The organism is Aggregatibacter sp. 2125159857 (assembly GCF_017798005.1).
Lineage (GTDB): Bacteria > Pseudomonadota > Gammaproteobacteria > Enterobacterales > Pasteurellaceae > Aggregatibacter.
This window is the reverse complement of record NZ_CP072548.1, coordinates 1,346,439-1,370,202: the sequence shown is the minus strand read 5'-3', so window position 1 is coordinate 1,370,202 and position 23,764 is coordinate 1,346,439. Positions and strand designations below refer to the sequence as shown.

At 43.1% G+C, this 23,764-nt stretch carries 21 protein-coding genes and 3 tRNA genes; 9 read left to right on the top strand and 15 right to left on the bottom strand.

Going from position 1 to position 23,764, the window contains the following annotated elements; all coding sequences use genetic code 11:
* Positions 1–333: 333 nt before the first annotated feature.
* Positions 334–1,428, bottom strand: coding sequence for a homoserine O-acetyltransferase (locus J5X96_RS06830; RefSeq protein ID WP_209364787.1), 1,095 nt, complete (start codon positions 1,426–1,428; stop codon positions 334–336).
* Between the two features lie 181 nt (positions 1,429–1,609).
* Between J5X96_RS06830 and J5X96_RS06825 the strand changes: the two genes are divergently transcribed.
* A complete protein-coding gene (locus tag J5X96_RS06825; RefSeq protein ID WP_209362538.1) occupies positions 1,610–2,323 on the top strand; it encodes a vancomycin high temperature exclusion protein in 714 nt (237 codons plus the stop codon).
* On the opposite strand, the gene cra is transcribed toward J5X96_RS06825, so the two are convergent.
* Both cra and ybaK read right to left on the bottom strand, forming a co-directional pair.
* Positions 2,307–3,293, bottom strand: coding sequence for a catabolite repressor/activator (cra, locus tag J5X96_RS06820; protein ID WP_209362536.1), 987 nt, complete (start codon positions 3,291–3,293; stop codon positions 2,307–2,309). The genes J5X96_RS06825 and cra overlap by 17 nt on opposite strands.
* Before the next feature lie 474 nt (positions 3,294–3,767).
* Positions 3,768–4,247, bottom strand: coding sequence for a Cys-tRNA(Pro) deacylase (gene ybaK / locus J5X96_RS06815; protein WP_021615247.1), 480 nt, complete (start codon positions 4,245–4,247; stop codon positions 3,768–3,770).
* 59 nt (positions 4,248–4,306) lie between these two features.
* On the opposite strand from ybaK, the gene J5X96_RS06810 reads away from it, so the two are divergent.
* The 6 genes from J5X96_RS06810 (at position 4,307) to J5X96_RS06785 (ending at position 10,246) form a co-directional block, all read left to right on the top strand.
* Positions 4,307–5,278 (top strand): oxidoreductase, encoded by a 972-nt coding sequence (locus J5X96_RS06810; protein ID WP_209362533.1) that lies wholly within the window; start codon positions 4,307–4,309, stop codon positions 5,276–5,278.
* Between the two features lie 118 nt (positions 5,279–5,396).
* Positions 5,397–5,645 (top strand): ABC transporter ATP-binding protein, encoded by a 249-nt coding sequence (locus tag J5X96_RS06805; protein WP_245193455.1) that lies wholly within the window; start codon positions 5,397–5,399, stop codon positions 5,643–5,645.
* A gap of 107 nt (positions 5,646–5,752) precedes the next feature.
* Positions 5,753–6,478 (top strand): substrate-binding domain-containing protein, encoded by a 726-nt coding sequence (locus J5X96_RS06800; protein WP_209362531.1) that lies wholly within the window; start codon positions 5,753–5,755, stop codon positions 6,476–6,478.
* A 187-nt stretch (positions 6,479–6,665) separates the two neighbouring features.
* On the top strand, positions 6,666–8,072 hold the full coding sequence (locus J5X96_RS06795) for a YcjX family protein (protein WP_209362529.1): 1,407 nt from the start codon (positions 6,666–6,668) through the stop codon (positions 8,070–8,072).
* A 10-nt stretch (positions 8,073–8,082) separates the two neighbouring features.
* Positions 8,083–9,177 (top strand): TIGR01620 family protein, encoded by a 1,095-nt coding sequence (locus tag J5X96_RS06790; RefSeq protein ID WP_209362527.1) that lies wholly within the window; start codon positions 8,083–8,085, stop codon positions 9,175–9,177.
* A 97-nt stretch (positions 9,178–9,274) separates the two neighbouring features.
* Positions 9,275–10,246, top strand: a complete 972-nt coding sequence (locus J5X96_RS06785) for a sigma 54-interacting transcriptional regulator (protein WP_209362525.1) — start codon at positions 9,275–9,277, stop codon at positions 10,244–10,246.
* A gap of 156 nt (positions 10,247–10,402) precedes the next feature.
* Here J5X96_RS06785 and hfq read toward each other — a convergent pair whose 3' ends face one another.
* The 11 genes from hfq to J5X96_RS06730 all read right to left on the bottom strand — a co-directional run bounded on the left by hfq (position 10,403) and on the right by J5X96_RS06730 (position 19,565).
* A complete protein-coding gene (gene hfq, locus J5X96_RS06780) occupies positions 10,403–10,690 on the bottom strand; it encodes an RNA chaperone Hfq (RefSeq protein ID WP_209362523.1) in 288 nt (95 codons plus the stop codon).
* A gap of 115 nt (positions 10,691–10,805) precedes the next feature.
* Positions 10,806–11,750 (bottom strand): tRNA (adenosine(37)-N6)-dimethylallyltransferase MiaA, encoded by a 945-nt coding sequence (gene miaA / locus J5X96_RS06775; RefSeq protein WP_209362515.1) that lies wholly within the window; start codon positions 11,748–11,750, stop codon positions 10,806–10,808.
* Positions 11,751–11,752: 2 nt separating this feature from the next.
* Positions 11,753–13,600, bottom strand: a complete 1,848-nt coding sequence (gene mutL, locus J5X96_RS06770) for a DNA mismatch repair endonuclease MutL (RefSeq protein ID WP_209362513.1) — start codon at positions 13,598–13,600, stop codon at positions 11,753–11,755.
* The gene (locus J5X96_RS06765) at positions 13,600–14,910 is read right to left on the bottom strand and encodes an N-acetylmuramoyl-L-alanine amidase (RefSeq protein WP_209362511.1); all 1,311 of its coding nucleotides are present in this window, start codon (positions 14,908–14,910) and stop codon (positions 13,600–13,602) included. Before J5X96_RS06765 ends, mutL begins: the two co-directional genes overlap by 1 nt.
* A 14-nt stretch (positions 14,911–14,924) precedes the next feature.
* The gene (gene tsaE, locus J5X96_RS06760) at positions 14,925–15,401 is read right to left on the bottom strand and encodes a tRNA (adenosine(37)-N6)-threonylcarbamoyltransferase complex ATPase subunit type 1 TsaE (protein WP_209362509.1); all 477 of its coding nucleotides are present in this window, start codon (positions 15,399–15,401) and stop codon (positions 14,925–14,927) included.
* 265 nt (positions 15,402–15,666) lie between these two features.
* On the bottom strand, positions 15,667–16,971 hold the full coding sequence (locus tag J5X96_RS06755; protein WP_209362504.1) for a sodium ion-translocating decarboxylase subunit beta: 1,305 nt from the start codon (positions 16,969–16,971) through the stop codon (positions 15,667–15,669).
* Between the two features lie 10 nt (positions 16,972–16,981).
* Positions 16,982–18,763 (bottom strand): sodium-extruding oxaloacetate decarboxylase subunit alpha, encoded by a 1,782-nt coding sequence (oadA, locus tag J5X96_RS06750; protein ID WP_209362502.1) that lies wholly within the window; start codon positions 18,761–18,763, stop codon positions 16,982–16,984.
* Positions 18,764–18,779: 16 nt separating this feature from the next.
* Positions 18,780–19,046, bottom strand: coding sequence for an oxaloacetate decarboxylase subunit gamma (locus tag J5X96_RS06745; RefSeq protein WP_209362500.1), 267 nt, complete (start codon positions 19,044–19,046; stop codon positions 18,780–18,782).
* A 230-nt stretch (positions 19,047–19,276) separates the two neighbouring features.
* Positions 19,277–19,352: transfer RNA gene (locus tag J5X96_RS06740), tRNA-Lys, on the bottom strand.
* 49 nt (positions 19,353–19,401) lie between these two features.
* Positions 19,402–19,488: transfer RNA gene (locus tag J5X96_RS06735), tRNA-Leu, on the bottom strand.
* A 1-nt stretch (position 19,489) separates the two neighbouring features.
* A tRNA-Gly gene (locus J5X96_RS06730) sits at positions 19,490–19,565 on the bottom strand.
* 293 nt (positions 19,566–19,858) lie between these two features.
* Here J5X96_RS06730 and metF point away from each other — a divergent pair.
* Positions 19,859–20,743 (top strand): methylenetetrahydrofolate reductase, encoded by an 885-nt coding sequence (gene metF, locus J5X96_RS06725; protein WP_209362499.1) that lies wholly within the window; start codon positions 19,859–19,861, stop codon positions 20,741–20,743.
* A 62-nt stretch (positions 20,744–20,805) separates the two neighbouring features.
* On the opposite strand, the gene rnd is transcribed toward metF, so the two are convergent.
* Positions 20,806–21,957: a ribonuclease D gene (rnd, locus tag J5X96_RS06720; RefSeq protein ID WP_209362497.1), complete on the bottom strand. Its 1,152-nt coding sequence runs from the start codon at positions 21,955–21,957 to the stop codon at positions 20,806–20,808.
* A gap of 308 nt (positions 21,958–22,265) precedes the next feature.
* Between rnd and pyk the strand changes: the two genes are divergently transcribed.
* Positions 22,266–23,705: a pyruvate kinase gene (gene pyk / locus J5X96_RS06715; RefSeq protein ID WP_033002350.1), complete on the top strand. Its 1,440-nt coding sequence runs from the start codon at positions 22,266–22,268 to the stop codon at positions 23,703–23,705.
* The last annotated feature ends 59 nt before the right edge of the window (positions 23,706–23,764 follow it).

Here is a 23,764-nt window from a genome sequence, read left to right as displayed (position 1 = left end):
AATTTGCTCCGTAAAAAAAATTTGAGCTATTATAAAGAGGGAAGGGGGATTGGTTAAGGGCGGAAAGGCAAAATTTTGTACTTTGTCACACTTTTTCAGATTAGGCTGGCGTTTTGCGTAAATTTTTTGTTAAAATGTGGCAAGTTTCATACTAGATCAATGATTAACGAGGTTAAAAATGGGTACTTTTGGTTATGCCATGATGATGGTTGTGTTGTCTTTAAGTGTTGTTGTGATTTTGGCCACATCAATTTTTTAGACAGAAAATCACGAAAAATAAACCGCACTTTAAGAGGAATTCAGCGGATTTCATCTTAAAGTGCGGTTTGTTTTTTATGTATTTAAGGCGTCGCCAGCCAATCCGTCGCGAATTTTCTTTTCAAAAAATGCGTAGTCTACCAAAAACGCATCATGCCCGTAATCGGAGGCAAATTCATGATACGTCAAGCGCACCCCACTTTGTTCTAATAATTGCTTACTTTTACGCAATTCCGGCAGCTTAAAAAGTTGATCGTTTTCTACCGCAACGAGGGTGTAAGCGGCTTTGATTCGAGAAAGTGCCGTTTTCAAATCGGCATACCCGATGCTGGGATCGTATAAATCTAACGCGCGCAATAAATGCAAATAGCTATTGGCATCGAATCGGGCAAGAAATTTCTGCCCTTGATAACTTAAATAGGATTCCACTTGGAAATAATCGCCCTGTAAATTCCCCTCCGCTTTGGTGGCACGCCCAAAGGCTTTATTTAGTTGTATGTCGGTGCGATAAGTGAGCATACCCAGCATACGCGCAATGGCGAGCCCTTTATCTGGTTTTTCGCCATCGTAATAATCGCCATTGTTGAAATGCGGATCATTAATGACAGCTTGTCGCATGACATGATTAAATCCGATGGCTTCTGCGCTGAAAGAAAGGGAAGAGCAAAGATTGACCACATTAGAGACAAAATCCGGGTAATCAATCGCCCATTGAGTGGCTTGTATACCACCGAAAGAGCCACCAATAATGGCGTGTAAATGTGGGATTTCGAGGGTATCCAGCAAGGCTTTTTGCACTTTGATTAAATCTTGCACCATCACAGAAGGAAATTGACTGCCATAAGGACGGTTGGTTTTTGGATTAAGCGAAGCCGGACCGGTAGTGCCTTTGCAGCCGCCGAGAACATTCGAACAAATAAAGAAATAACGGGAGGTGTCTAATGCCAAACCATCGCCCATAAAATTTTGCCACCAGCCTTCTTGATGTTGCTCTTTCGCAAAATAGGGTTCGGCATCACCGGTTAATGCATGACAAATCAATACCGCATTGCTTTTCTCCGCATTGAGCTCACCATAGGTTTGGTAGGCGACATCAATATGATCAAGTTGGCCACCTAAAAGGAGATCTAAGGGTTGCTGGGTAAAAAGCGTTGTTGTTTTAATTGTCATTGCTGGCATTTGGGTTATCAAGAATAGGCGCATAAACTACCGCTTGCCTTAGCGCTTGTCAAGGAAATTTAGCCATCTAAACATCTAGAAGTTTTGAAGTCTGTAGAAACAAAGATTACGCTTGAATTTCCGTGTTGTTTTGATTATTTTGTTAATAATCATTTTTATCTGAATCACATCAATGAAATTGGCTTTAAAAGAAACGTTACAAAACCTGTTTGACAGATTGCACATTAAGCGAATCGTGCGCTATTTGAGTGGATTTGTGGCGTTTTCTGTTTTTTTATTGATTATCGTAGATGCCATGATTGGTTATTATGTTCGGGAGAACATTTATTACGATATTGCCAAAATCCCAAATCGTCCTTACGGCTTAGTGCTTGGCACATCAAAATACTTTGCCAATAACGCATTGAATCTGTTTTATCATAATCGCTTGTTGGCGGCGCAACGTCTATTTGAAGCGAGAAAAGTGGATTATTTATTGTTAAGCGGAGACAATCGCACGCGTCAATATAATGAGCCACGAACGATGCTTAAAGATCTGAAAAGAATGGGCGTGCCGCCGGAATTTATTTATTTAGATTTCGCCGGATTTCGTACATTGGATTCGGTCGTTCGCGCCGATCAAGTCTTTCAGGCGCATTCTTTTACCATTATTTCGCAGAAGTTCCATTGTGAGCGTGCCTTGTTTATTGCAAAATTCCACAAGATCGACGCCATTTGTTTTGCCGCCGATTATCCGCAAGTGTCTTCTTGGGTGAGAATCAGAGAGTTTTTTGCACGCCTACAGGCGGTTTGGGATATTCTCATCGAAAAAGAACCGCACTTTTTGGGAGAACCGGAACCGCTTCCCCCACCACTTAGTATTCCTAGTATCAACAGTGATACTTAATGATTTTCCGCATTAAAGGCGTTGTGTTCACCGTGTTTTTATGTTTTTTCGAGAGCGCATTCAGCGCAAGATTTAACAATGATCGCGATATTTTGTCGTAATCTTGCACACTGCAAATCACGGCATTTTCCAATAATTCCAACATTTCAAAATGCCCAAAGGTCGCAATCATGAGTTGAGACGGAATATGACCTTGTCGCTGTAATAACACCAATAACACACCTTCTAACAGCGTAAAAGAGGTAGTAAAAATCGAGGTTGGTAATTCATTTTGATCTAACCAACGAGAAAATGCGGTGGCCGCATGGTTTTTATGGAAGTTATCCGTGTACAAATAGGTTGTGTTAATGTTTTTCCCGTCTAACGCCTGACGAAAGCCTTTTTCGCGGGCTTGGCTGATGGGCAATTCAGGTAATGCGCCAAAAAATAGAATGCGTTGTTGTTTGGCTTGCTTGAATAGCTCATGGCTTAACCGATAGGCATCGCCTTCATCGTCCGTTAAAAGATTCACGACATTGGGCGATAGAATTTGGCGATCAAAACCGATCACCGGAATGTTGGTGTGCTGGTAAAAATCTGTGTTGTAAGGTAATGCGGAAGAGACCACCAAGGCATCAATTTGGCGTTGTAACAAGTGTTTTACGCAGTCTTCTTCATTTTTAACTTTATCGTTAGAGCAAGATATCAGTAATTGATAGCCGATTTCTCTTAAATGATTTTCTAAATTGTTAGCAATTTTGGCATAACTGATATTCTCAAAATCCGGAATAATTAAACCGATGGTTTTACTTTTGCCTACACGCAGGCTGGCGGCCATTGCATTGGGTTTAAAATCATACTGTTTAATTAAGGCTTCCACTTTTTTGATAGTGCCATCACTCACACGGTATTGCTTGGCTTTTCCGTTTACAACATAGCTCACCGTTGTGCAAGAGACACCGGCAAGTTTGGCAATTTCATCTAATTTCACATTAACTCCTTATAAATGTCAGAAATAGAGAATTTGATAGGGTAAGGTAGAGTTTACGCTTTTAGCGCATGTAAAAAACAGACATCCATCACAGTTTTAGAAGTGCTGTATAAAGTGCGGTTCATTTTTGCACCTTTTGACAGAAAAACCGATAAAAAACTCAAGAATTATGTGTGAATCACGGAAAATGCCAGTCTTAAAGCGTATCGGTCATTTAAAATTTTATAAAAAATGATCGCACTTTATTTACCCCGTAGCGTGCAACTTGTTGCACGAATGATTAACCTCGATGCGCAATTCACGATTTCGCTCGTAGCGTGCATCTTGATGCACGACAGAATCAATCACGGAACGAAATAAAGTGCGGTGATTTTGGGAGGTATTTTTTCAATCAACGTATTATCAACCGTCAAGCACGTTATTCATTTCGTGCAACAAGTTGCACGCTACGGTTCTATAAAAAATGACCGCACTTTATTTTTCATCCAGAATGTCAAGAAACGGTGCATTGACTATTTTTGCCAAATCTTGTGGGGCGAGTTCTACGCTTAATCCGCGTTTGCCGCCGGAGACAAAAATTGTGTCAAAATTGAGGGCGGATTGTTCAATCACGGTGGCGACGCGTTTCTTTTGCCCTAATGGGCTGATGCCGCCTACCAAGTAACCCGTGCTTTTCTGGGCGGCATCTTTGTCTGCCATATCGACTTTTTTCACGCCTAAGGCTTTGGCGGCTTTTTTTAAGCTTAACATATGGCTGGTCGGCAACACGAAACAAGCCAGTTTTTTCTGATCACCGTTTTCGGCAACCAGTAAGGTTTTGAAGGATTGGTCTGGGTTAATACCAAGTTTTTCGGCGGCCTCATCGCCAAAATGGGTATTGTCAGGATCGTGATCGTAGTGATGTAGGGTAAAAGGAACGTTGTGCTTTTTCAGTAAGTCAATTGCCGGCGTCATTGTATTTCCTTGTTATAATTCAGTAGAATGTAGCCTTTTATTTTACTGCGGAGAGAAAAATGAGTACAAGATTAAATGTCGCCCTCGTCGCCGAATTTGATTTATGCGAGAAGTTAGCAGAAACATTAGAGCAGAGTTGTTTAGAAATTGAAAAGGTATCCGTCGTGGAACTTTTCCCTTTTGCCGAAGAACAAGGCATTCGTTTTAATAATAAAAGCGTGGCACAAATTGCGTTAGATGAAACCGAATGGTCGGATTTTGATTACGTTTTTTTCGCCGGCGAATTAGCGCACGCGACACACATTGCCAAAGCCGCGAGTGCAGGGTGCATGGTGATTGACTTGAACGGCGTATGCGCCACGTTAAATGATGTGCCGGTGATCGTACCAAGTGTTAATAACGAACAGCTGACTTCACTACAACGTAACATTGTTTCGTTGCCTGATCCGCAAGTAATCCAATTCATTTTCTCCGTATCACAATTAGCACGTGATGCAAACCTATCACAAGTGTTAGTTACGTCATTATTACCGGCTTCCTATATTAACAGTGAAACCGTCTCAAAACTTGCCGGTCAAACGGCGCAGTTATTAAACGGCATTCCGCTTGACGAAGAACAGCAACGTTTAGCTTTTGATGTGTTTCCATTGACAAAACACGCCGTAAATTTGGCGACGCAAGTGGAAAAAATCTTCCCTCAATTATCAAATGTGATTTTCCATCAAGTGCAAGTACCGGTGTTTTATGGCATGGCGCAAACAGTGACATTGTTATCCGACTATGAGTTGGATATGCAATCACAAATCAGCGCATGGCAAGACAATGCGTTGGTGGATTTCAATGAAACCCAATTATTCACACCGGTAACCAACGGCGAAGCAGAAGCCGGGGAAGCCGCCAAGTTACATATCGGCGGGCTTACAGCAGTGGAAAATGGCGTTCAATTCTGGCTAGTGGCAGACGAACAACGCTTTGATATTGCCTTATTAGGCGTGAAATTGGCTGAATTGGTGTATCAAAAAGGGTATTGATTGAAATTAAGTGCGGTTGTTTTTTCGCGCGTTTGAAATCTCTTCGCCTGTGATAAAGTGGTTTAGTCTATCAACCACTTTATTTTTTTAAGTAATGTTATCGTTCAACTAAAACACCATGGCTTCCGAATGCAAATTAATGCCATTGGATGAGCCGACCTCTGCTTTGGATTTAGCGAATCAAAATACTGTGTTATCGTTATTGCAACAGTGGGTGAAAGAACATAGATTAACCGTCATCATATTAACAACGCATCAACTGAATCATGTGGTTGCCGTGGCGAGTAAAGTTTTGTTAATGAATAAGCAAAACCTGTTATTTGGTCAAACTGATGATGTGTTGACGGCAGAGAATTTGACACAGTGATTTCATTTACCCATGTTGGTGCAGGAAGCACACTATCAAAACCATGAACTTACGCATTTTGTCCCTGTGTACGACAGCGTATTAAGTGGCTTTTATAGGATCAAAAAATGTTGAATTTAACGATTTTTAGCGCAGGCAGTTTTCGTCATGTTTTAAATGAGCTCGTGACGATTTTCAAGCAGAAAAACCCGGTGGAGGTTCATTTACATTTAGCACCGGCGGGGTTGTTGCGACAACGCTTGGAAGCCGATGAATACTGTGATATTTTTATTAGTGCTAATTTGCAAAATATCAACATCCTATCTGCCACGAAATGTATTTATAACCAGCAAATCCTCGCCTTTAATCAACTGATTCTTACCACCTTAAATACCGAACATTATCAACACCGCGATACATTAGATATTTTGTTTGATGAATCCTTGCGTTTGGCAACCTCCACGCCTATTGCGGATCCTTGCGGGGATTACACTTGGCACTTGTTTGAACTGTTAGAAAAAGCCTATCCCGAACCTGGTCGTTTATTAAAACAGCGTGCGATGCCGTTGGTCGGCGGTGAAAATAGTGCCGTGGTTATTCCGCAAGGTGAAATTGCTTTCAAGTATGTCTTACAGAATAATCATGCCGACATGATGATTGGTTACGCCAATTATATGTACAAATTAGCAAATGAAAATCTGCGTTTTCATCCTTTCCCACCTGAATTTAATATCAAGGCGACCTATTCTGCTGCGCAACTGAGTGAGAATGTGATTACCCGTTTATTTTTTCAGTTTTTAATGTCAGATACGGCAAAACGCATTATGTATCAACATGGCTTTTTGGCAGAATAAAAATATTATGGAAATTACGTATTAATCAGCGATGTGATTGATTCGCCTCATACGTCGCGAGCAAACCCTTCTCAAAATTCTTTTGTTTTGACCGCACTTTTCTTTTATTTCCAAGCAAATTAAGCCCATCTTCATTTTTTCGGTATAATGTCTCCCATTATTGACGTCATATATTAAGAAGACGAGTATGCTAAATCATCTGCAAAAAGAATTAAACGAGCTGGTTAATCGTGGCTTAGATCGTACTTTACGAATTGCCGTGACGGGGTTAAGTCGAAGTGGAAAAACCGCGTTTATTACCAGCTTAATGAATCAAATGTTACACATTAATCGAGTGGATAACGGGCATTTGCCACTCTTTGATGCTGCCCGCCAACACCGAATTCTGGCGGTACAACGCGTGCCTCAATTAGATTTATCGATCCCGCGCTTTGATTACGAAGGAAATCTGAATGCCTTGTCTCAAGACCCACCGATGTGGCCGCAATCTACCCGTGGCGTGAGTGAAACTCGCTTGGCAATTCGTTATCAACGAAGTGATGGTTTGTTGCGTCATTTGAAAGAAAAAGGCACGTTATATTTAGATATTTTTGATTATCCCGGCGAATGGTTGTTGGATTTGCCCTTATTGGATTTAGGGTTTGAAGAGTGGTCGTTGGAATTACAACGACAACTTAACGGCACACACGCAGCGTTGGCGCAGTCTTGGTTAACGAAAGTGGCCAAAATTCAGCTGACTGATGCCGCAGATGAAGACATTTTGGCGCAGTTGGCCAAAGATTACACCGATTATTTGTGGCAATGTAAGAAACAAGGGTTACATTTTATTCAGCCGGGACGCTTTGTGTTACCCGGTGAACTTGAAGGTGCGCCAGCCTTGCAATTCTTCCCATTATTGCATTTGAGTGCGTCACAATGGCAACAGCTAAAGCGTGAGGCGAAAAGTGACAGTTATTTTGCTGTATTGACTAAACGCTATGAGTATTATCGTCAGCATATTGTGAAAGGGTTTTACGAAAATTATTTTGAGACCTTTGATCGACAAGTTATTTTGGCGGATTGCTTAACGCCGTTAAATCATAGCCGACAAGCTTTTAACGATATGCAACAGGCGCTACATCAGCTCTTTCGCAATTTTCATTATGGCAAACGGCATCTTTTAAATCGTCTTTTCTCACCTAAAATCGATAAATTGATGTTTATTGCCACCAAGGCGGATCATATCACCACAGACCAGTTGCCGAATTTAATCGGTTTGATGCGTCAGTTAGTGCAAGAAGGCGGGCGTTATGTCGAATTTGCCGATATTGTGACGGATTACACCGCAATTGCGTCTATCCGTGCGACACAGCAAGTGGTGGTGAATCAAAATGGTCAATCATTTAAAGCGTTGCAAGGTATTCGTTCTTCTGATAAGCAGAAAGTGACACTTTATCCGGGCAGTGTGCCGGGAAGATTGCCGAGTGCCGATTTTTGGCAAAATCAGAAATTTGAATTCGACCAATTTGAACCGTGCCGTTTAGAACAAGGCGAAAATATACCGCACTTGCGAATGGATGCGGTGTTGCAATTTTTGTTGGGCGATAAATTGTAGGAGGCAGGTCGTGGAGAAAAAAGTGTTTACACAAAATGAAAGCGATATGAATGAGGATCTCAATGCGCAATCGGCATTTATCGCCAAACAGGAATTTCACGAAGCGCAGGCAGTACCTGACACAGAGGAGGCGAATGGGATTTTTGAAGGCGAATTGTTAGAACAACAATTTGAACAAAGTCTGCAACCGAAACCGCGTTGGTGGAAAAAAATATTAGGTGGCGTGAGTCTCTTATTTTTTGTCGCCTCTGTGGCACAATCGGTACAATGGCTGGTGGATGCCTGGCAACAAAATCAATGGATTTATTTTGCCTTTTCCTTGGTCGCTTGTGCCGTCATTTTACTCGGCATCTCGGCGATTGTCGGTGAATGGCGACGTTTGGCGAAATTACGCCATCGGGCAGAAATCCAAACACAAAGCCAACAATTGCTGAAAAGTGCGGTCAATTTTAAAGATGTTTTTTCATCTGCCGAACATCAACAGGCGGTCAGCTTATGCCAAGAAGTGAGCAAATTAGTTCATATTGATAGGCAAAACCCTGATTTTATGCAATGGCAAAAACAAATTCATGAAGCCTATTCCGCCCGTGAGATTTTGCATTTATTTAGTCAAAACGTGCTACAGCCCGTAGATAAACAAGCCAAAAAATTGATTACCAAAGCCTCGACGGAATCGGCTGCGTTGGTGGCAATTAGTCCATTGGCGTTGGTGGATATTTTTTTCATTGCGTGGCGCAACATCCGTTTGATTAATCAAATTGCACAGATTTATGGCATTGAGTTGGGCTATTTTAGCCGCATTCGTTTGTTGCGCATGGTCTTGGTGAATATGGCGTTTGCCGGGGCGACAGAATTGATTCAGGATTTAGGCGTGAATTGGTTATCGCAAGATCTGACGGCGAAATTGTCAGCGCGTGCCGCGCAAGGTATTGGCGTGGGCATATTGACTGCCCGTTTAGGCATTAAAGCCATGGAGTTTTGTCGCCCGCTTGCATTTCAATCAAATGAAAAGCCTCGTTTATCACAATTGCATAAAGAATTGCTCAGTCATTTAAGCAACACGGTATTTGATCAAGTAAAATTTAAGCAAAAAGATAAAGTGTAAATAATATAGCAAACTGTAAATAAAAGTTGCCAAAGGCGTTGGCGATTTTTCTTCATCAGGTTATTATTAAGGCCGTTTTTCAACTTCCGAGACGTATATGACAACTTCAAAAAACACCGATCCTTTTGCACAAATTGTCAGCCAAAATCCACGAATGCAAGAGGTGATTGAGAAAGCGAAAAAGTTTGCTTTGCTGGATGCTCCTTTGCTCATTCAAGGCGAAACCGGTACGGGCAAAGAGGTGATCGCAAAGGCGTGTCATGATTTTAGTGAACGACGTGATCATGCGTTTTTGGCTGTCAATTGTGCCGGCATTCCAGGGGAAGATGCAGAAACGGAAATGTTTGGGCGGCGCAATAAAGATGGCGAATTTATCGGTTTTTTTGAATATGCCGATGGCGGTACGGTGTTGTTGGATGGCGTAGAGGAATTGCCGTTGACCTTGCAGGCGAAGTTGTTACGTTTTTTGAGTGATGGCACGTTTCGTCGCGTGGGTGAGGAAGAGGAACATTATGCGAATGTTCGTGTGATTTGTACGGCGCAACAGCCGTTACAACATTATGTCGAACAAGGCAAAATGCGCAATGATTTGTTTCATCGGTTGAATGTGCTGAGTTTAACGTTGCCTTTGCTGCGTGAGCGTCAGGAAGATATTGCGCTGTTAAGCCATCAGTTGATTCAAGAAATTAGTGAAAAACTCGGCATTTTTCCACCGCACTTAGATGAGCATCTCTTGCGATATTTACAAGACTATCCTTGGCCGGGCAATCTTCGTGAGCTTTATAATGCCTTATATCGTGCCTGTTCTTTATGCCAAAACAACCGGTTGAAGATTGAGGATTTAGGATTAGCGCCACAAAATTCCCATGGGCAGGAGACAGCGTCGTTTATTGATGAATTTATCACAGAAGGCAGTACGTTGGATGAGATGGTTGGGCGTTTTGAGGCTGCGGTACTTCATAAATTTTATGCAAAATATCCCAGTTCCAGAAAACTGGCCACTCGCTTGGGGGTATCTCATACGGCAATTGCCAATAAATTACGTCAATACGGTATTGGAAAATCGTAGTTGGTTGCCTGAAGTTGTGAATGGCATGATCCGATAGGAGAGGCGGAGATTGGCGGAAGTGTGAAAAAAATGCGGTGAACACGTTAAGAATTCACCGAATTTTTAGTTTAAGTTAACACAGTCTGATACCGTTTAATGTAGTTCTATACTATTTAATTATTCTGCTGGATCATCCGTGTTGGTTTCTACAGAAGAAGGCGCTTGTTGGCTTGGTTGCTGTGGTGCGGTGTTATGATGTCCTACCGTACGTGCCGGCACAACCGTTGAAATTGCGTGTTTATAAACCATTTGATTGACAGTGTTCTTTAATAAAATCACGAATTGGTCAAACGATTCAATTTGCCCTTGTAATTTAATGCCGTTGACTAAATAAATTGAAACAGGAATACGTTCGCGACGTAGTGTGTTTAGATAAGGATCTTGTAGAGATTGTCCTTTTGCCATTTTTCTTTCCTTCTTTTTGTCAAAATGATGAATTAAAACAATACAGCAAGCTGTATGCCTCCGCGAATCAATATAGCAACAATTATATTGAAAGTCACTAGGCACGATGCCTGTTTTATGCTTTCGCTGACACCGAGGTTAATACTTTTTCAAGGGCTTGAGCCGGTTGCAAACTATCCAACCATTGAATCGGTGATGTCCAACCACGTAGCCAAGTAATCTGACGTTTTGCTAATTGGCGGGTGGCGCAGATACCACGAAAAACCATCTCATCGTGGTCATAATCACCGCGTAAATATTCCCACATTTGGCGATAACCCACACAGCGAATGGAAGGCAGGTTCTCGTTTAAGTCGGGACGACGGTATAATTTTTCGACCTCTTGCTGAAAACCAAGTTCAATCATGTTGTGAAAACGTTGCTCAATTCGAAGATGTAAGACCTCTCGTTGTTCCGGGGCAATCGCAAATTGCAGAATGTCATACGGCAAGGCTTCGCCTTTTTGTGCCGTTAATTCCGTTAAGGTCTTACCAGTTAAATAAAAGACTTCTAATGCGCGGTTAATCCGTTGCGAGTCATTCGGGTTAATACGTTGTGCTGAAATCGGATCGATTTTACTGAGTTCTTGATGTAACCCGCCCCAACCGATAAGTGCTGCTTTTGCCTCAATTTCCGACCGCACTTTTTCGTCGGCGGAGGGGAGGGGCGACAGACCTTCCAATAAGGCTTTGTAATACAACATTGTGCCGCCCACCAATAAGGGGATTTTGCCTTGTGCGCTAATCTCTTGCATTTCGCGTAAAGCATCTGTGCGGAAATTCGCTGCGGAATAACTTTCTGCTGGATCGCAAATATCAATTAAACGATGAGGTGCCAGTGCCAGTTCGGCTTTTGAGGGTTTCGCCGTGCCAATGTCCATGCCGCGATAAATCAGGGCAGAATCGACGCTTATAACTTCGACGGGCAGTTGTTGGCGCAACTGGATCGCCAAATCCGTTTTACCGGAGGCGGTAGGCCCCATTAAAAAAATCGCTAAAGGTTTGTGTTCTGAATGCTGCATAGTTAGCGGGTTAATTGAGTTAAATAAGGCTGCCAGTCAATTTCTACCAACAAATCTAACAGGCGAATTTGCTGCTGTTTCGCGAGTAACTGTTCTGTTTCAGTCAGTAAATTTACCGCATCGGCAAGCACGGTGATTGGCGGGGAGGCTAAAGGTGCCAAAAGTGCGGTCAAAAATTCAGGTAAATTTTCGAAAGATTGATTTAATAACGACACAATCATGTGTTGTAAGTTTTGTTGGCGCAAATGTGCCGATACTTTTTGTAACGTGATTTTGTGTTGCGCCGCCTCTTCCATAAAAACAAAGCCGATTTGCTCGAAAAAGGCTTTTTGTTGAAGCCATGCCTGCCATTGTGCATCTGATAAGCGGAAAATAATTGGAATTAACAATGGTTGAGAGGTTGGCACTAAAGTTAAATTCAGCGTTTGTTTGAGCTGTTGTAAACGCGCGAGCGATAACAAGTAAAAACGTTGCTCTTGCTGTAACAACAAGGCTTCATATTGAATTAATGCGAGTGCGTGCAAGAAATGGGTATTTGGCTTTTTGACTTCGGTTACGTTGGTTTGCACGTGTTTCTCCGAAGACGTCCACAACGCATTATGCGCCTCGAGTACCTTCGGTGTTATCGGCTCATGAGGGGACGAACCACTATAAAAGTGCGGTGGATTTTGACGCTGTTTTTGAGGTTCGTGATATCTGTTTTCTTGATGGGCACTGGCGGAATAAGTCGCTGGTTGAGCAAATATATTTTGTCCCGCAGCCGAGCGATTAGGTTTCGTTTGCGTGGAAACTTCCCATGCACCGGAGGGTTCTTCCACGCGATATTCTGTTGAAGGCGTGTTCAACGGCATTGGCTCGGAGGCTAACGCATTGGTGATGCCTTGGGTGATGAAATCATGTACCAAACGAGATTGCTGGAAACGCACTTCATGTTTAGTAGGATGGACGTTCACATCAACATCGTTGGGATTGAGATCAATAAACAGCACAAAAGCAGGGTACTGCTCGTTAGTTAAATAGTCGGCGTAGGCTTGTCGAATGGCGTGGGTAATGATTTTATCGCGAACCATCCGACCATTCACATAACAATAATTTAAGTCATTTTGCGGACGATGAAAGTGGGGCGTAGCGACCCAACCGGACAAATGGAGATCATCGTGTTTCCAATCAATTTGCAACGCATTCTGAATAAAATCATCACCACAAATCGCCGCAACACGCTTTAATTTTTGTTCATTCGTGACCGCACTTTTGTATTGGCGTAATACTTTGCCATTATGTGTGAGGGTAAAACTGATATTAAATTTGGCTAACGCAATACGGCGAATAACTTCATCAATATGAGAAAATTCGGTTTTCTCGGAACGTAAAAATTTGCGACGGGCGGGCGTGTTAAAAAATAAATTTGCCACCTCAACGGTTGTACCCACCGGATGGGATGCCGGTTGAATGGTGGTTTCCATGTCGCGGCCTTGGGCATAGACCTGCCAAGCTTCGTTTTGCTCTGCAGTACGAGAGGTGAGGGTTAAACGGGAAACGGAACTGATACTGGCAAGGGCTTCACCACGGAATCCCAAACTTAAAATGGCTTCCAAATCGGCAAGATCGGCGATTTTACTGGTGGCGTGACGAGCAAGCGCTAAAGCCAATTCTTCCTTGGCGATGCCAATGCCGTTGTCGCGAATCCGAATAAGGCTTGCACCGCCGTTTTCAATATCAATTTGAATTTTATCGGCACCGGCATCCAGGCTGTTTTCCACCAATTCTTTTACCACCGAAGCAGGGCGTTCGACCACTTCTCCGGCAGCAATTTGGTTGGCTAATTGTGGCGATAAAATACGTATAGTCATTATTTCTTCCCTGGATTATCGTCAAGCAGTTGGATTTTTTGTCCGCTTAACACTTTGCCATCTTTTAATTTCGGGTTTAATTTCAACAGCTTATTGGGTGAAATTTTATATTCACGGGCAATGGCGTAAAGGGTTTCATCTTGCTTGACAATATGATATTTCGGCATGGCTTGTTTCACATCCGACGGGTTGTTTTCGGACGTTTTAGTGGCTTTATCAGCAGCCGCACGTGAATTTTTTACGTCTTTTCTTTGTGCGCGTTTATTCGTTGACTCTGTTTTATTTGTCTGTGCTTTTTTATTCTCGGCTTCCGGTTTTGCGGTTGCCGGAATTTTAAGCGTTTCGCCAACGAATAATTCTTTCCGCTTTAATTTATTTAACGCCACAATGTCATTCGATGACACTTGATATTTTTCTGCTAATTGACTTAATGAATCACCGACTTTTACTTTATGGCGAATACCACCGTCTTTCACATCAAGTGCGGTGGATTTTTCCGATGTTTTTTCATTTTTGTCGGCAGTAACAATTTTAGGTTCATTTCTAAAATTTTTACGACGATATTCCACTAAACCGTTATAAATCGCTTTGGCAATTTGCTTGCGATAGGCGGAGGTGCTGAGCTTGAGTTCTTCTTCTGAATTCGATAAAAAACCGGTTTCCACCAAAATAGACGGAATGTCCGGTGAACGTAAAACGCCAAGGCTGGCATGGCGTGGTGTTGCACGATTTAGCGAGGCGATCTGGGAAAAATGGCGCAAAACAATGCTACCTAATTCATAGCCGACACGTTGACTGTGACCAAATTGTAAATCCAATACGGTTTGATCTAAATACTTTTCATTGTGGGAGGCTAATACGCGACCAGCACCGCCTAATAATTCTGAGCGTTTTTCATGATCTTCCAACCATTGTCCCATTTCATCGTTGGCGCGACGATTCGACAACACCCACACGGAAGCGCCTCGTAAATTGGAGGCTTCGGAAGAGTCGGCGTGAATTGACACCAAATAATTGGCTTTGTATTTTCGGGCAATTTCCGAACGTTCCGGCACAGAAATATAGTAATCACCGTTGCGGGTTAAGACGGCACGGAACGAGGGATCCTTATCCAACAAGGCTTTGAGTTCCTTTGCGATAGATAGCGTGACATTTTTTTCATAAATTTTGAGGTTACGCCCGATAGCCCCGGGATCTTTGCCACCATGACCGGGATCGATGGCAATCGTCCAAGTATTAGCTGAGGCGAGTGTCGCCCAAAAAAGAAGACCGTATATCAGAATAAATCTCATCATATTTGTGATTTTCATGTGCGATAACATTGCTAAGTAAGTTGTTGGATGATTTGTTGCCCCATTGTAGATTGAGCGACTAATTCGATATTTCGTGCATTTTCTGCATAACCAATATTAACCAGCAAATCCGGTGGAGACAGAAGATCTGCCCCTTTTTCTGCCCATTCAATTAAGCAAATCGTGTTGTCTGCGAAATAATCACGAATGCCCATAAATTCCAATTCTTCCGGATCAGCCAAGCGATACAAATCGAAGTGGTAAATGATTTTCTCGCCGATGGCATATTCCTCCACTAACGTATAGGTTGGGCTTTTCACATTGCCCGAATAACCTAATCCTTGAATCATGCCACGGCTTAAGGTAGTTTTACCTGCGCCAAGATCGCCGTTTAAATAAAGCGTAACGTTTTGCTGACTCGGAAGTCGGCAGATGGCGTTGATAAGCTGCTTGCCAAAAGCACACATCGCATTTTCATGAGGAATATATTGCGTAAATCTTTCTGTCATGGTGGTATTTACTGGGAAAAAATAGGGCTAGATTGTACCGCACTTTCACTGATTTATGTAGTTTTCCGGCGGCAAGTGAATGATTTTTCTTTGGTTTGTTGCAATAAACCTATCATGCCACGTATTGAAAGGAAGGTGCATCAATAAAAGTGCGGTTGTTTTTTGTAATGAATTGATGGGAAAGAAAAAAAGCACGCTAGAAAATAGCGTGCTTTTTTAGTTGGAATGAACCTAAAATGCGGTGCTTTTTTACCGTGTTTTTAATCTACATCATTGCACTCACATATTTCAGCATCACCCCAGCGGCGATGGCGGAACCGATCACACCAGCAACGTTCGGCCCCATGGCATGCATGAGTAGGAAGTTTTGGTTATCTGCTTCCAGACCGATTTTGTTAGAAACCCGTGCAGCCATGGGGACGGCAGACACACCGGCAGAACCGATGAGCGGATTAATTTTGTTTTTGCTGAATTTGTTCATCAATTTCGCCATTAACACACCGCTGCCGGTACCGATCCCGAAGGCAATCACGCCAAGAATTAAAATACCCAAGGTTTGCGGTTGTAGGAATTTATCGGCGATGAGTTTGGAACCCACAGATAAGCCAAGCACGATGGTGACGATGTTAATCAAGGCATTTTGCGTGGTATCGCTTAAACGTTCTACCACACCACTGACGCGCATGAGGTTACCGAAACAGAACATTCCAAGCAATGGGGCAGCATCCGGTAAAAGTAAACCAACGAGCAACAGCAAAATCACCGGGAACAAGACTTTTTCACGATTGCTCACATGGCGCATTTGTGTCATACGGATCTTGCGTTCTTCCTCCGTGGTTAAGGCTTTCATGATCGGTGGCTGAATCAATGGCACTAACGCCATGTAGGAATAAGCCGCCACAGCAATGGCGCCAAGCAATTCCGGTGCGAGTTTGCTGGTGAGGTAAATCGCAGTTGGACCATCCGCACCACCGATAATACCGATGGACGCCGCTTGTGGGAGCGTGAATTCGATAATACCGAAATAGTTCAATGCCAATGCACCGAGTACGGTCGCGAAAATACCGAACTGTGCCGCTGCACCAAGCAGCAATGTTTTCGGATTTGCCAATAACGGACCGAAGTCTGTCATTGCGCCTACGCCCATGAAAATTACTAACGGCGCAATGCCATAACCGATAGCCACTTTATAGAACAAAGCCAAGATCCCAGCGCTGTATCCCATGTCCATAGACAAGGCTTCCAGTTGATTTACGGTAGAGCCGGACGCTGTCGCAAGTGCAGTTTTAATGAGTGCCGGATCAGCGGCGACGCCTAATTTCGCCGCAATGACGGCAATTTGCTCCGGTGAACCAAGATGAAGCAAATTCTCCAATGCCGTCATGGCAAGCCCGGCTTCGGGAATGTTTGATAACAATCCACCAAAGCCGATAGGCAATAATAGCAATGGCTCAAACTTGCGCGAAATGGCAAGCCACAACAGGAGCAAGCTGATAGCGATCATCACCGCTTGCCCCCATTGTAAATGGAACAGTCCCATACCCTGAATTAATGCAATAATGCTATCCATAGGTAACTCCTTAGACGAGGTTCATGACGGTATCACCCACCGCGACGGCATCGCCGGCTTTGACACAAATACCACGCACGGTACCGGCTTGTGCCGCTTTGACTTCTGTTTCCATTTTCATGGCTTCAAGAATGAATAACACATCACCTGCAGCAACAGTTTGACCTTCTGTTGCCACCACTTTCCAAATGTTACCCGCCATTGGCGCAGTTACCGGTGTGCCACCACTGGTTGGTGCTGATGCGGCTTGCGGCGCAGCTGGTACTGTGGTTGTGGCTACGTGCGAAATGTCGCCGCCTTCACTGACTTTCACCACAAAGGCTTTGCCTTCTAATTCCACGGTATAAACGGCGGAACCGGACGCTGCTTTAGAAACAGGTTTATTTTCCACCGCACTTTCATTGCCGGTTGGTGCCGGTTCAAAGGCTGCAGGGTTGTTACGGCTTTCTAAGAATTTCCAAGCGATTTGAGGGAACAGCGCCACAATTAAAGCATCGTCTACAGCGTTGTCTGCTAATTTAACCCCTTTCGCTTTGGCTTGTTCGGCAACTTCAGCTTCAATTTTCGCCATTTCAGGCGCAATGTGATCGGCAGGACGGTCAGTCACCGGAGCGGCACCCTCTAATACGCGAGCTTGTAATGCGCTATCTACCGGTGCAGGCGTTTTACCGTATTCACCTTTTAAAATACCAGCAGTTTCTTTCGCGATGGTTTTATAACGTTCGCCTGTCAGCACATTAATGACTGATTGTGTGCCGACAATTTGAGAGGTTGGGGTAACAAGCGGAATGTAACCCAAATCTTTACGTACGCGTGGAATTTCTTCTAAAACCAAATCCAATTTGTCGGAAGCGTTTTGTTGTTTTAGTTGGTTTTCCAAGTTTGTTAGCATACCGCCCGGCACTTGTGCCACTAAAATACGGCTATCTACGCCACGTAGCTGACCTTCAAATTTGGCATATTTTTTACGCACATTACGGAAATAGGCAGCGATTTTTTCCAAACGCGGAATATCCAAACCGGTGTCATATTCAGTGCCTTGTAAGGTTGCCACCATGGATTCTGTTGCCGGGTGGCCGTAGGTGCCTGACATAGAGGAAATTGCAGTATCAATACCATCTACGCCTGCTTCAATGGCTTTTAACAGCGCCATTTCCGCCATACCGGTAGTCGAGTGGCAGTGTAAATGTAATTCCACGTCGAAACGTTTTTTGATTTCGCGCACTAAGTCTGCCGCCGCCATCGGATTCAAAATACCTGACATATCTTTAATCACTAAGCTGTCAATACCGATTTCCAATAATTGTTCGGTGGTATCAAGCCAGGTTTGCATGGTGTGTACCGGGCTGGTGGTATAACTTAATGTCCCTTGTGCATGACCGCCGAATTTACGCACGGCTTGCAACGCCGCTTTCATATTACGTGGATCGTTAAGCGCATCAAATACGCGGAAAACGTCCATACCGTTTGCTACGCAACGTTCGACGAAACGTTCCACCACATCATCGGCATAGTGGCGATAACCTAAGAGGTTTTGACCTCGTAACAGCATTTGTAACGGGGTTTTCGGACAGGCTTTTTTCAATTCACGCAAACGCACCCACGGATCTTCACCTAAAAAACGAATACAACTGTCAAAGGTTGCACCACCCCAAGCTTCTAACGACCAATAGCCGATATTGTCTAATTCTTGAGCGATTGGCAACATGTCATCGAGACGTAAACGGGTCGCGAAAAGCGATTGGTGAGCATCACGAAGTACCAGTTCGGTCATTTTAATTTTTTTAGTCATAGTAAAATCCTTATTTTTATTTGAACTGTTGGGTACGGCGATGGTGCGCGATAGCCGCTGCAATTACAGGGCGCAAACGCTCAAAATCGTCAGTAGGTGCCGCAGAAAGTGCGGTAGCATTTGAAGGCGTTTTGGGTGAGGGGAGAGGTTCGGGAAAAAAGCGGTTGATAAGTTTAGACATGAGTCCAATTGCCCAAATTAAAATGAGCAAAAAGACCAACACAAAGCCCATCCCTGAGAATATCAGATTAATTCCTTCACCGAAAAGTTCTGCTGAAGTCATTCGTCATATCCTTATATTTAATATGGGATTTTTATTTTATCTGAATTGTTTTAACAAAACTGTGATTGAGATCATAAATTAGAGACTTGAAGAAAGGTGGAATTTTATGTGTTTTTCAAGTGGGGTAGAGGGGAGAATGTGATTAAATTTAAAGCATTATAATAATGAGTATTAAAGTATTTTAATTTAGGAGATATTGACTTGAATAATAGATTTAGAGCTAGTGAATTTGGTGGGTCGTGAAGGATTCGAACCTTCGACCAACGGATTAAAAGTCCGCTGCTCTACCGACTGAGCTAACGACCCAACGATATGATTTATTTGGAGGGTTTTAAAGAATAGATTATCTTTAAAATGGTGCCCGAGGCCAGACTTGAACTGGCACGCCTCGAAAGGCGAGGGATTTTAAATCCCTTGTGTCTACCGATTCCACCACTCGGGCTTGGAGCGGGAAACGAGGCTCGAACTCGCGACCCCGACCTTGGCAAGGTCGTGCTCTACCAACTGAGCTATTCCCGCATAATTATCTAGCAACGCTAAACAACGTGGCGCATTTTACGCATTTATGAATGGGAGTCAAATGAAATTTCTAAAATTTAAATCAACTGCTTAAAAAAAACTCAATTCATGCTGTTTATGAAATAAAGACACAATTTTTATAACTTCTTTAGGTGATCTTTTTTAAATGACATTATCCTTAACATTTTTATGAATTAAATTCATAAAAATAATAAAATATTTAAAATTGACACATATGCGCTTTCCGTTTAACTTACGGAAGTAGTATTCTTGGCTATAAATAAGGGATTTTTATGAGTTATGCAAAAGAAATTGATAATTTAAACCAGCATTTAGCGAGTTTGGATGGCAAGATTAACGTTTCCTTTGAGTTTTTTCCGCCGAAAAATGAAAAGATGGAGAATCTTCTGTGGGAATCGATTCATCGTTTAAAAGTGCTAAAACCTAAGTTTGTCTCCGTTACTTACGGTGCAAACTCCGGTGAACGGGATCGTACTCACAGTGTTGTTAAAAATATTAAACAGCAGACAGGGTTAGAGGCTGCACCTCATTTAACCGGCATTGATGCCACACCCGATGAGTTACGCGCCATTGCCAAGGATTATTGGGATAATGGCATTCGTCGCATTGTTGCATTGCGCGGCGATATCCCTCCAGGTTATAACAAGCCGCCTTTCTATGCCTCAGATTTAGTGGCGTTATTACGTTCCGTTGCCGATTTTGACATTTCCGTTGCGGCATATCCGGAAGTGCATCCGGAGGCTAAATCAGCACAAGCTGACCTGATCAACTTAAAAAGAAAGATTGATGCCGGCGCAAACCATGTGATTACGCAATTTTTCTTTGATATAGACAGTTATTTACGTTTCCGAGACCGCTGTGCTTCTATTGGTATTGATACGGAAATTGTGCCGGGCATTTTGCCGGTAACAAATTTTAAACAGTTGCAAAAAATGGCGTCTGTTACAAACGTCAAAATTCCGGCGTGGATGGCAAAAATGTATGATGGCTTGGATGACGATCAAACTACGCGCAATCTCGTTGCCGCCAGCATTGCCATTGATATGGTACGTGTGTTATCTCGTGAAGGCGTGAACGATTTCCACTTCTACACATTAAACCGCAGTGAATTAACTTACGCCATTTGCCATCTTTTAGGCGTTCGGGCAAGTCTCTAAATCTCCTTAAATAAAGCGCCGCAGTTAAGTGGCGCTTTTACTTTCCATTTCTCTCTCGCAATTTAAAGGGTTTTCAGTACATTTAATAACGCATCGCCAAAAGGTTTTCGCCAACCTTGTAATAACTCTGGGAGATCCTCTTTAGAGGCGTTTAACCAATGCCATTTCATTAAATTTTCTAAGCTACGTCGGCTTGCAATTAACTCTTGCGGTAAGTTTTTAGGGGTAATTTCCTTGAGTTTCTGTTGCAAGGCTTTCAGGGCCGTTTTATAGCGCGGATCATCAGTTAACCGCTGAATCATTGGAGGATAATCCTTGGGATCGATACGCTTAACCTGTTCAAGCAACTGTAAGAGTTTTTTACCATGAATTCGCACTTCTGATGTGCTCAACCCGAGTTCTAACAATGCTGAGGTGCTTTTCGGATTATATTTTGCCACCGCCCATAAATTTTCTGAACGCACCACGAAATTTAACGCAAGATCCCGTTTCATGGCTTCTTGCGTACGCCATTTGGCGAGAATTTTTAATCGCACTAATTCCAATGAATTGAGCTTCCAAGCATTTGGAATCGCAAAATAAGCGGTGTCAGGATCTTTCCCTGAGTGTGCGCGTTTATTGAGCAAAAATTCACATTCATTTTTGACCGCACTTTGCCACTCGGTTTGTGCCAGTTGGGCTTGCATTTGTTGATATAACGGCAACAAATACCATACATCCGCTGCCGCATAGCGCAATTGGGTATCTGATAACGGACGAGCCAACCAATCGGTACGGGAAGCACCTTTATCAATTTCAATTTGGAAATAATGTTGCACCAATGTGGCAAATCCCGGTGAATTCGCAAAGCCTAAAAAATTAGCCATTACTTGGGTATCACACATCGGTTGGGGGAGTTGTTGGAAAGTGTGTTGAAAAACTTCCAGATCTTCTCCGCAGGCATGTAACACTTTGGTCACGTAGTCATCGGCAAGTAAGGCAATGAAAGGGGAAAAATCTTGAATCGTTGTTGGGTCGATGAGTGCTACCTCATCACCGGCGTAGAGCTGAACTAAGCCAAGCTGAGGGTAAAGGGTTCGGGTGCGAACAAATTCAGTGTCTAAAGCCACCGCACTTTGCTGTCTAGCGAATGCGCAAACCTCTGCCAAGGCGCTATCTTCAGTAATGAGTTTAAAGTGCGGTGGATTTTGGCATTCTTTGGGTTGAGAAATCATATGTCTATTCGATTATAAAGTCAGGGTTAAGCAATTTTAACATGTCGAGAGAAATTCGGGCGGGCACCTTAGCGTGGAATTTATGTCAGGTCAACCTTTCTTTAGGTATAAAAGGTAGCCAATGGTGCCGTGGTGTAATCATGAGAATGCGGTATGTTATGGGCAAATCAACCACGTCATTTCTAAAATGTGATCTCGATCTAATTTTATTTTAGGCGTATAATGCGACGCAGTTTTTTTATGTGATGATGAAGTCATCGCACATATTAATAAAAATTTTATAATACAAATAGTTACGGAGAATTTTAATGTCTAGAAGACTCAGAAGAACGAAAATTGTATGTACTATGGGGCCGGCAACCGACCGTGGTAACAATTTGGAAAAAATTATTGCCGCTGGGGCGAATGTCGTGCGCATGAACTTCTCGCATGGCACACCGGAAGACCATATTGCCCGTGCTGAGAAAGTACGCGAAATAGCGAAGAAATTAGGAAAAACGGTTGCGATCTTAGGTGACTTACAAGGCCCGAAAATTCGGGTATCTACCTTTAAAGACGGTAAAATTTTCTTAAATATCGGCGACAAATTTGTTTTAGATGCTGAGTTACCGAAAGGTGAGGGAACACAAGAAGTGGTTGGTTTAGACTATAAAACCTTACCTCAAGATGTCGTACCGGGCGATATTCTTTTATTAGACGATGGTCGCGTTCAATTAAAAGTGTTATCCACCGAAGGCGCAAAAGTTTTCACTGAGGTAACCGTTGGTGGACCTTTATCAAATAATAAAGGTATCAATAAATTAGGTGGGGGGTTATCAGCTGATGCACTAACTGAGAAAGATAAAGCCGATATTATCACCGCTGCCCGTATTGGGGTGGATTATTTGGCCGTTTCTTTCCCACGTTCCGGCGAGGACTTAAATTATGCCCGTCAATTAGCGAGAGACGCCGGCTTGAATGCAAAAATCGTTGCTAAAGTGGAACGTGCCGAAGCGGTAGCTACCGATGAAGCGATGGATGACATCATTTTAGCGTCTGATGTTATCATGGTTGCCCGCGGGGACTTAGGGGTTGAAATCGGTGATCCGGAATTAGTCGCCGTTCAGAAAAAATTGATTCGTCGTTCTCGTCAATTAAATCGTGTGGTGATTACTGCAACACAAATGATGGAATCGATGATCAGCAATCCAATGCCAACCCGCGCAGAAGTTATGGACGTGGCAAATGCCGTATTAGACGGTACTGACGCAGTTATGCTGTCTGCGGAAACGGCTGCTGGTCAATATCCAGCGGAAACAGTGGCGTCTATGGCAAAAGTGTGCTTAGGGGCAGAAAAAATGCCGGGAGCCAGCGTGTCACACCATCGTATAAATGTCGAATTTGATGATATTGAGGAAACGATTGCAATGTCGGCGATGTTCGCAGCGAATCATATGAAAGGGGTGAGTGCTATTATTGCCATGAGTAGTAGTGGTCGTACGCCATTGTTAATGTCTCGAATCAGTTCCGGTTTGCCTATTTTTGCGTTATCTCGTCACCAAGAAACCTTAAATTTGTGTGCGTTATATCGCGGTGTAACACCGGTGCTTTATGATGACATCAGCCGCACAATGGAAGGGGCGCAAAAAGCGATTTCCTTGTTAAAAGATAAAGGCTTCTTAATGGCAGGGGATGTAGTGTTATTAACTCAAGGGGCAGAATTTGCAGACAGCGGTTCAAATACCTGCCGTATTTTGACAGTAGAGTAATTGCTAAAGAAGGCTTAGTAAGTTTACTAAGCCTTCTGTTTTTGATGAAATCGATTAAA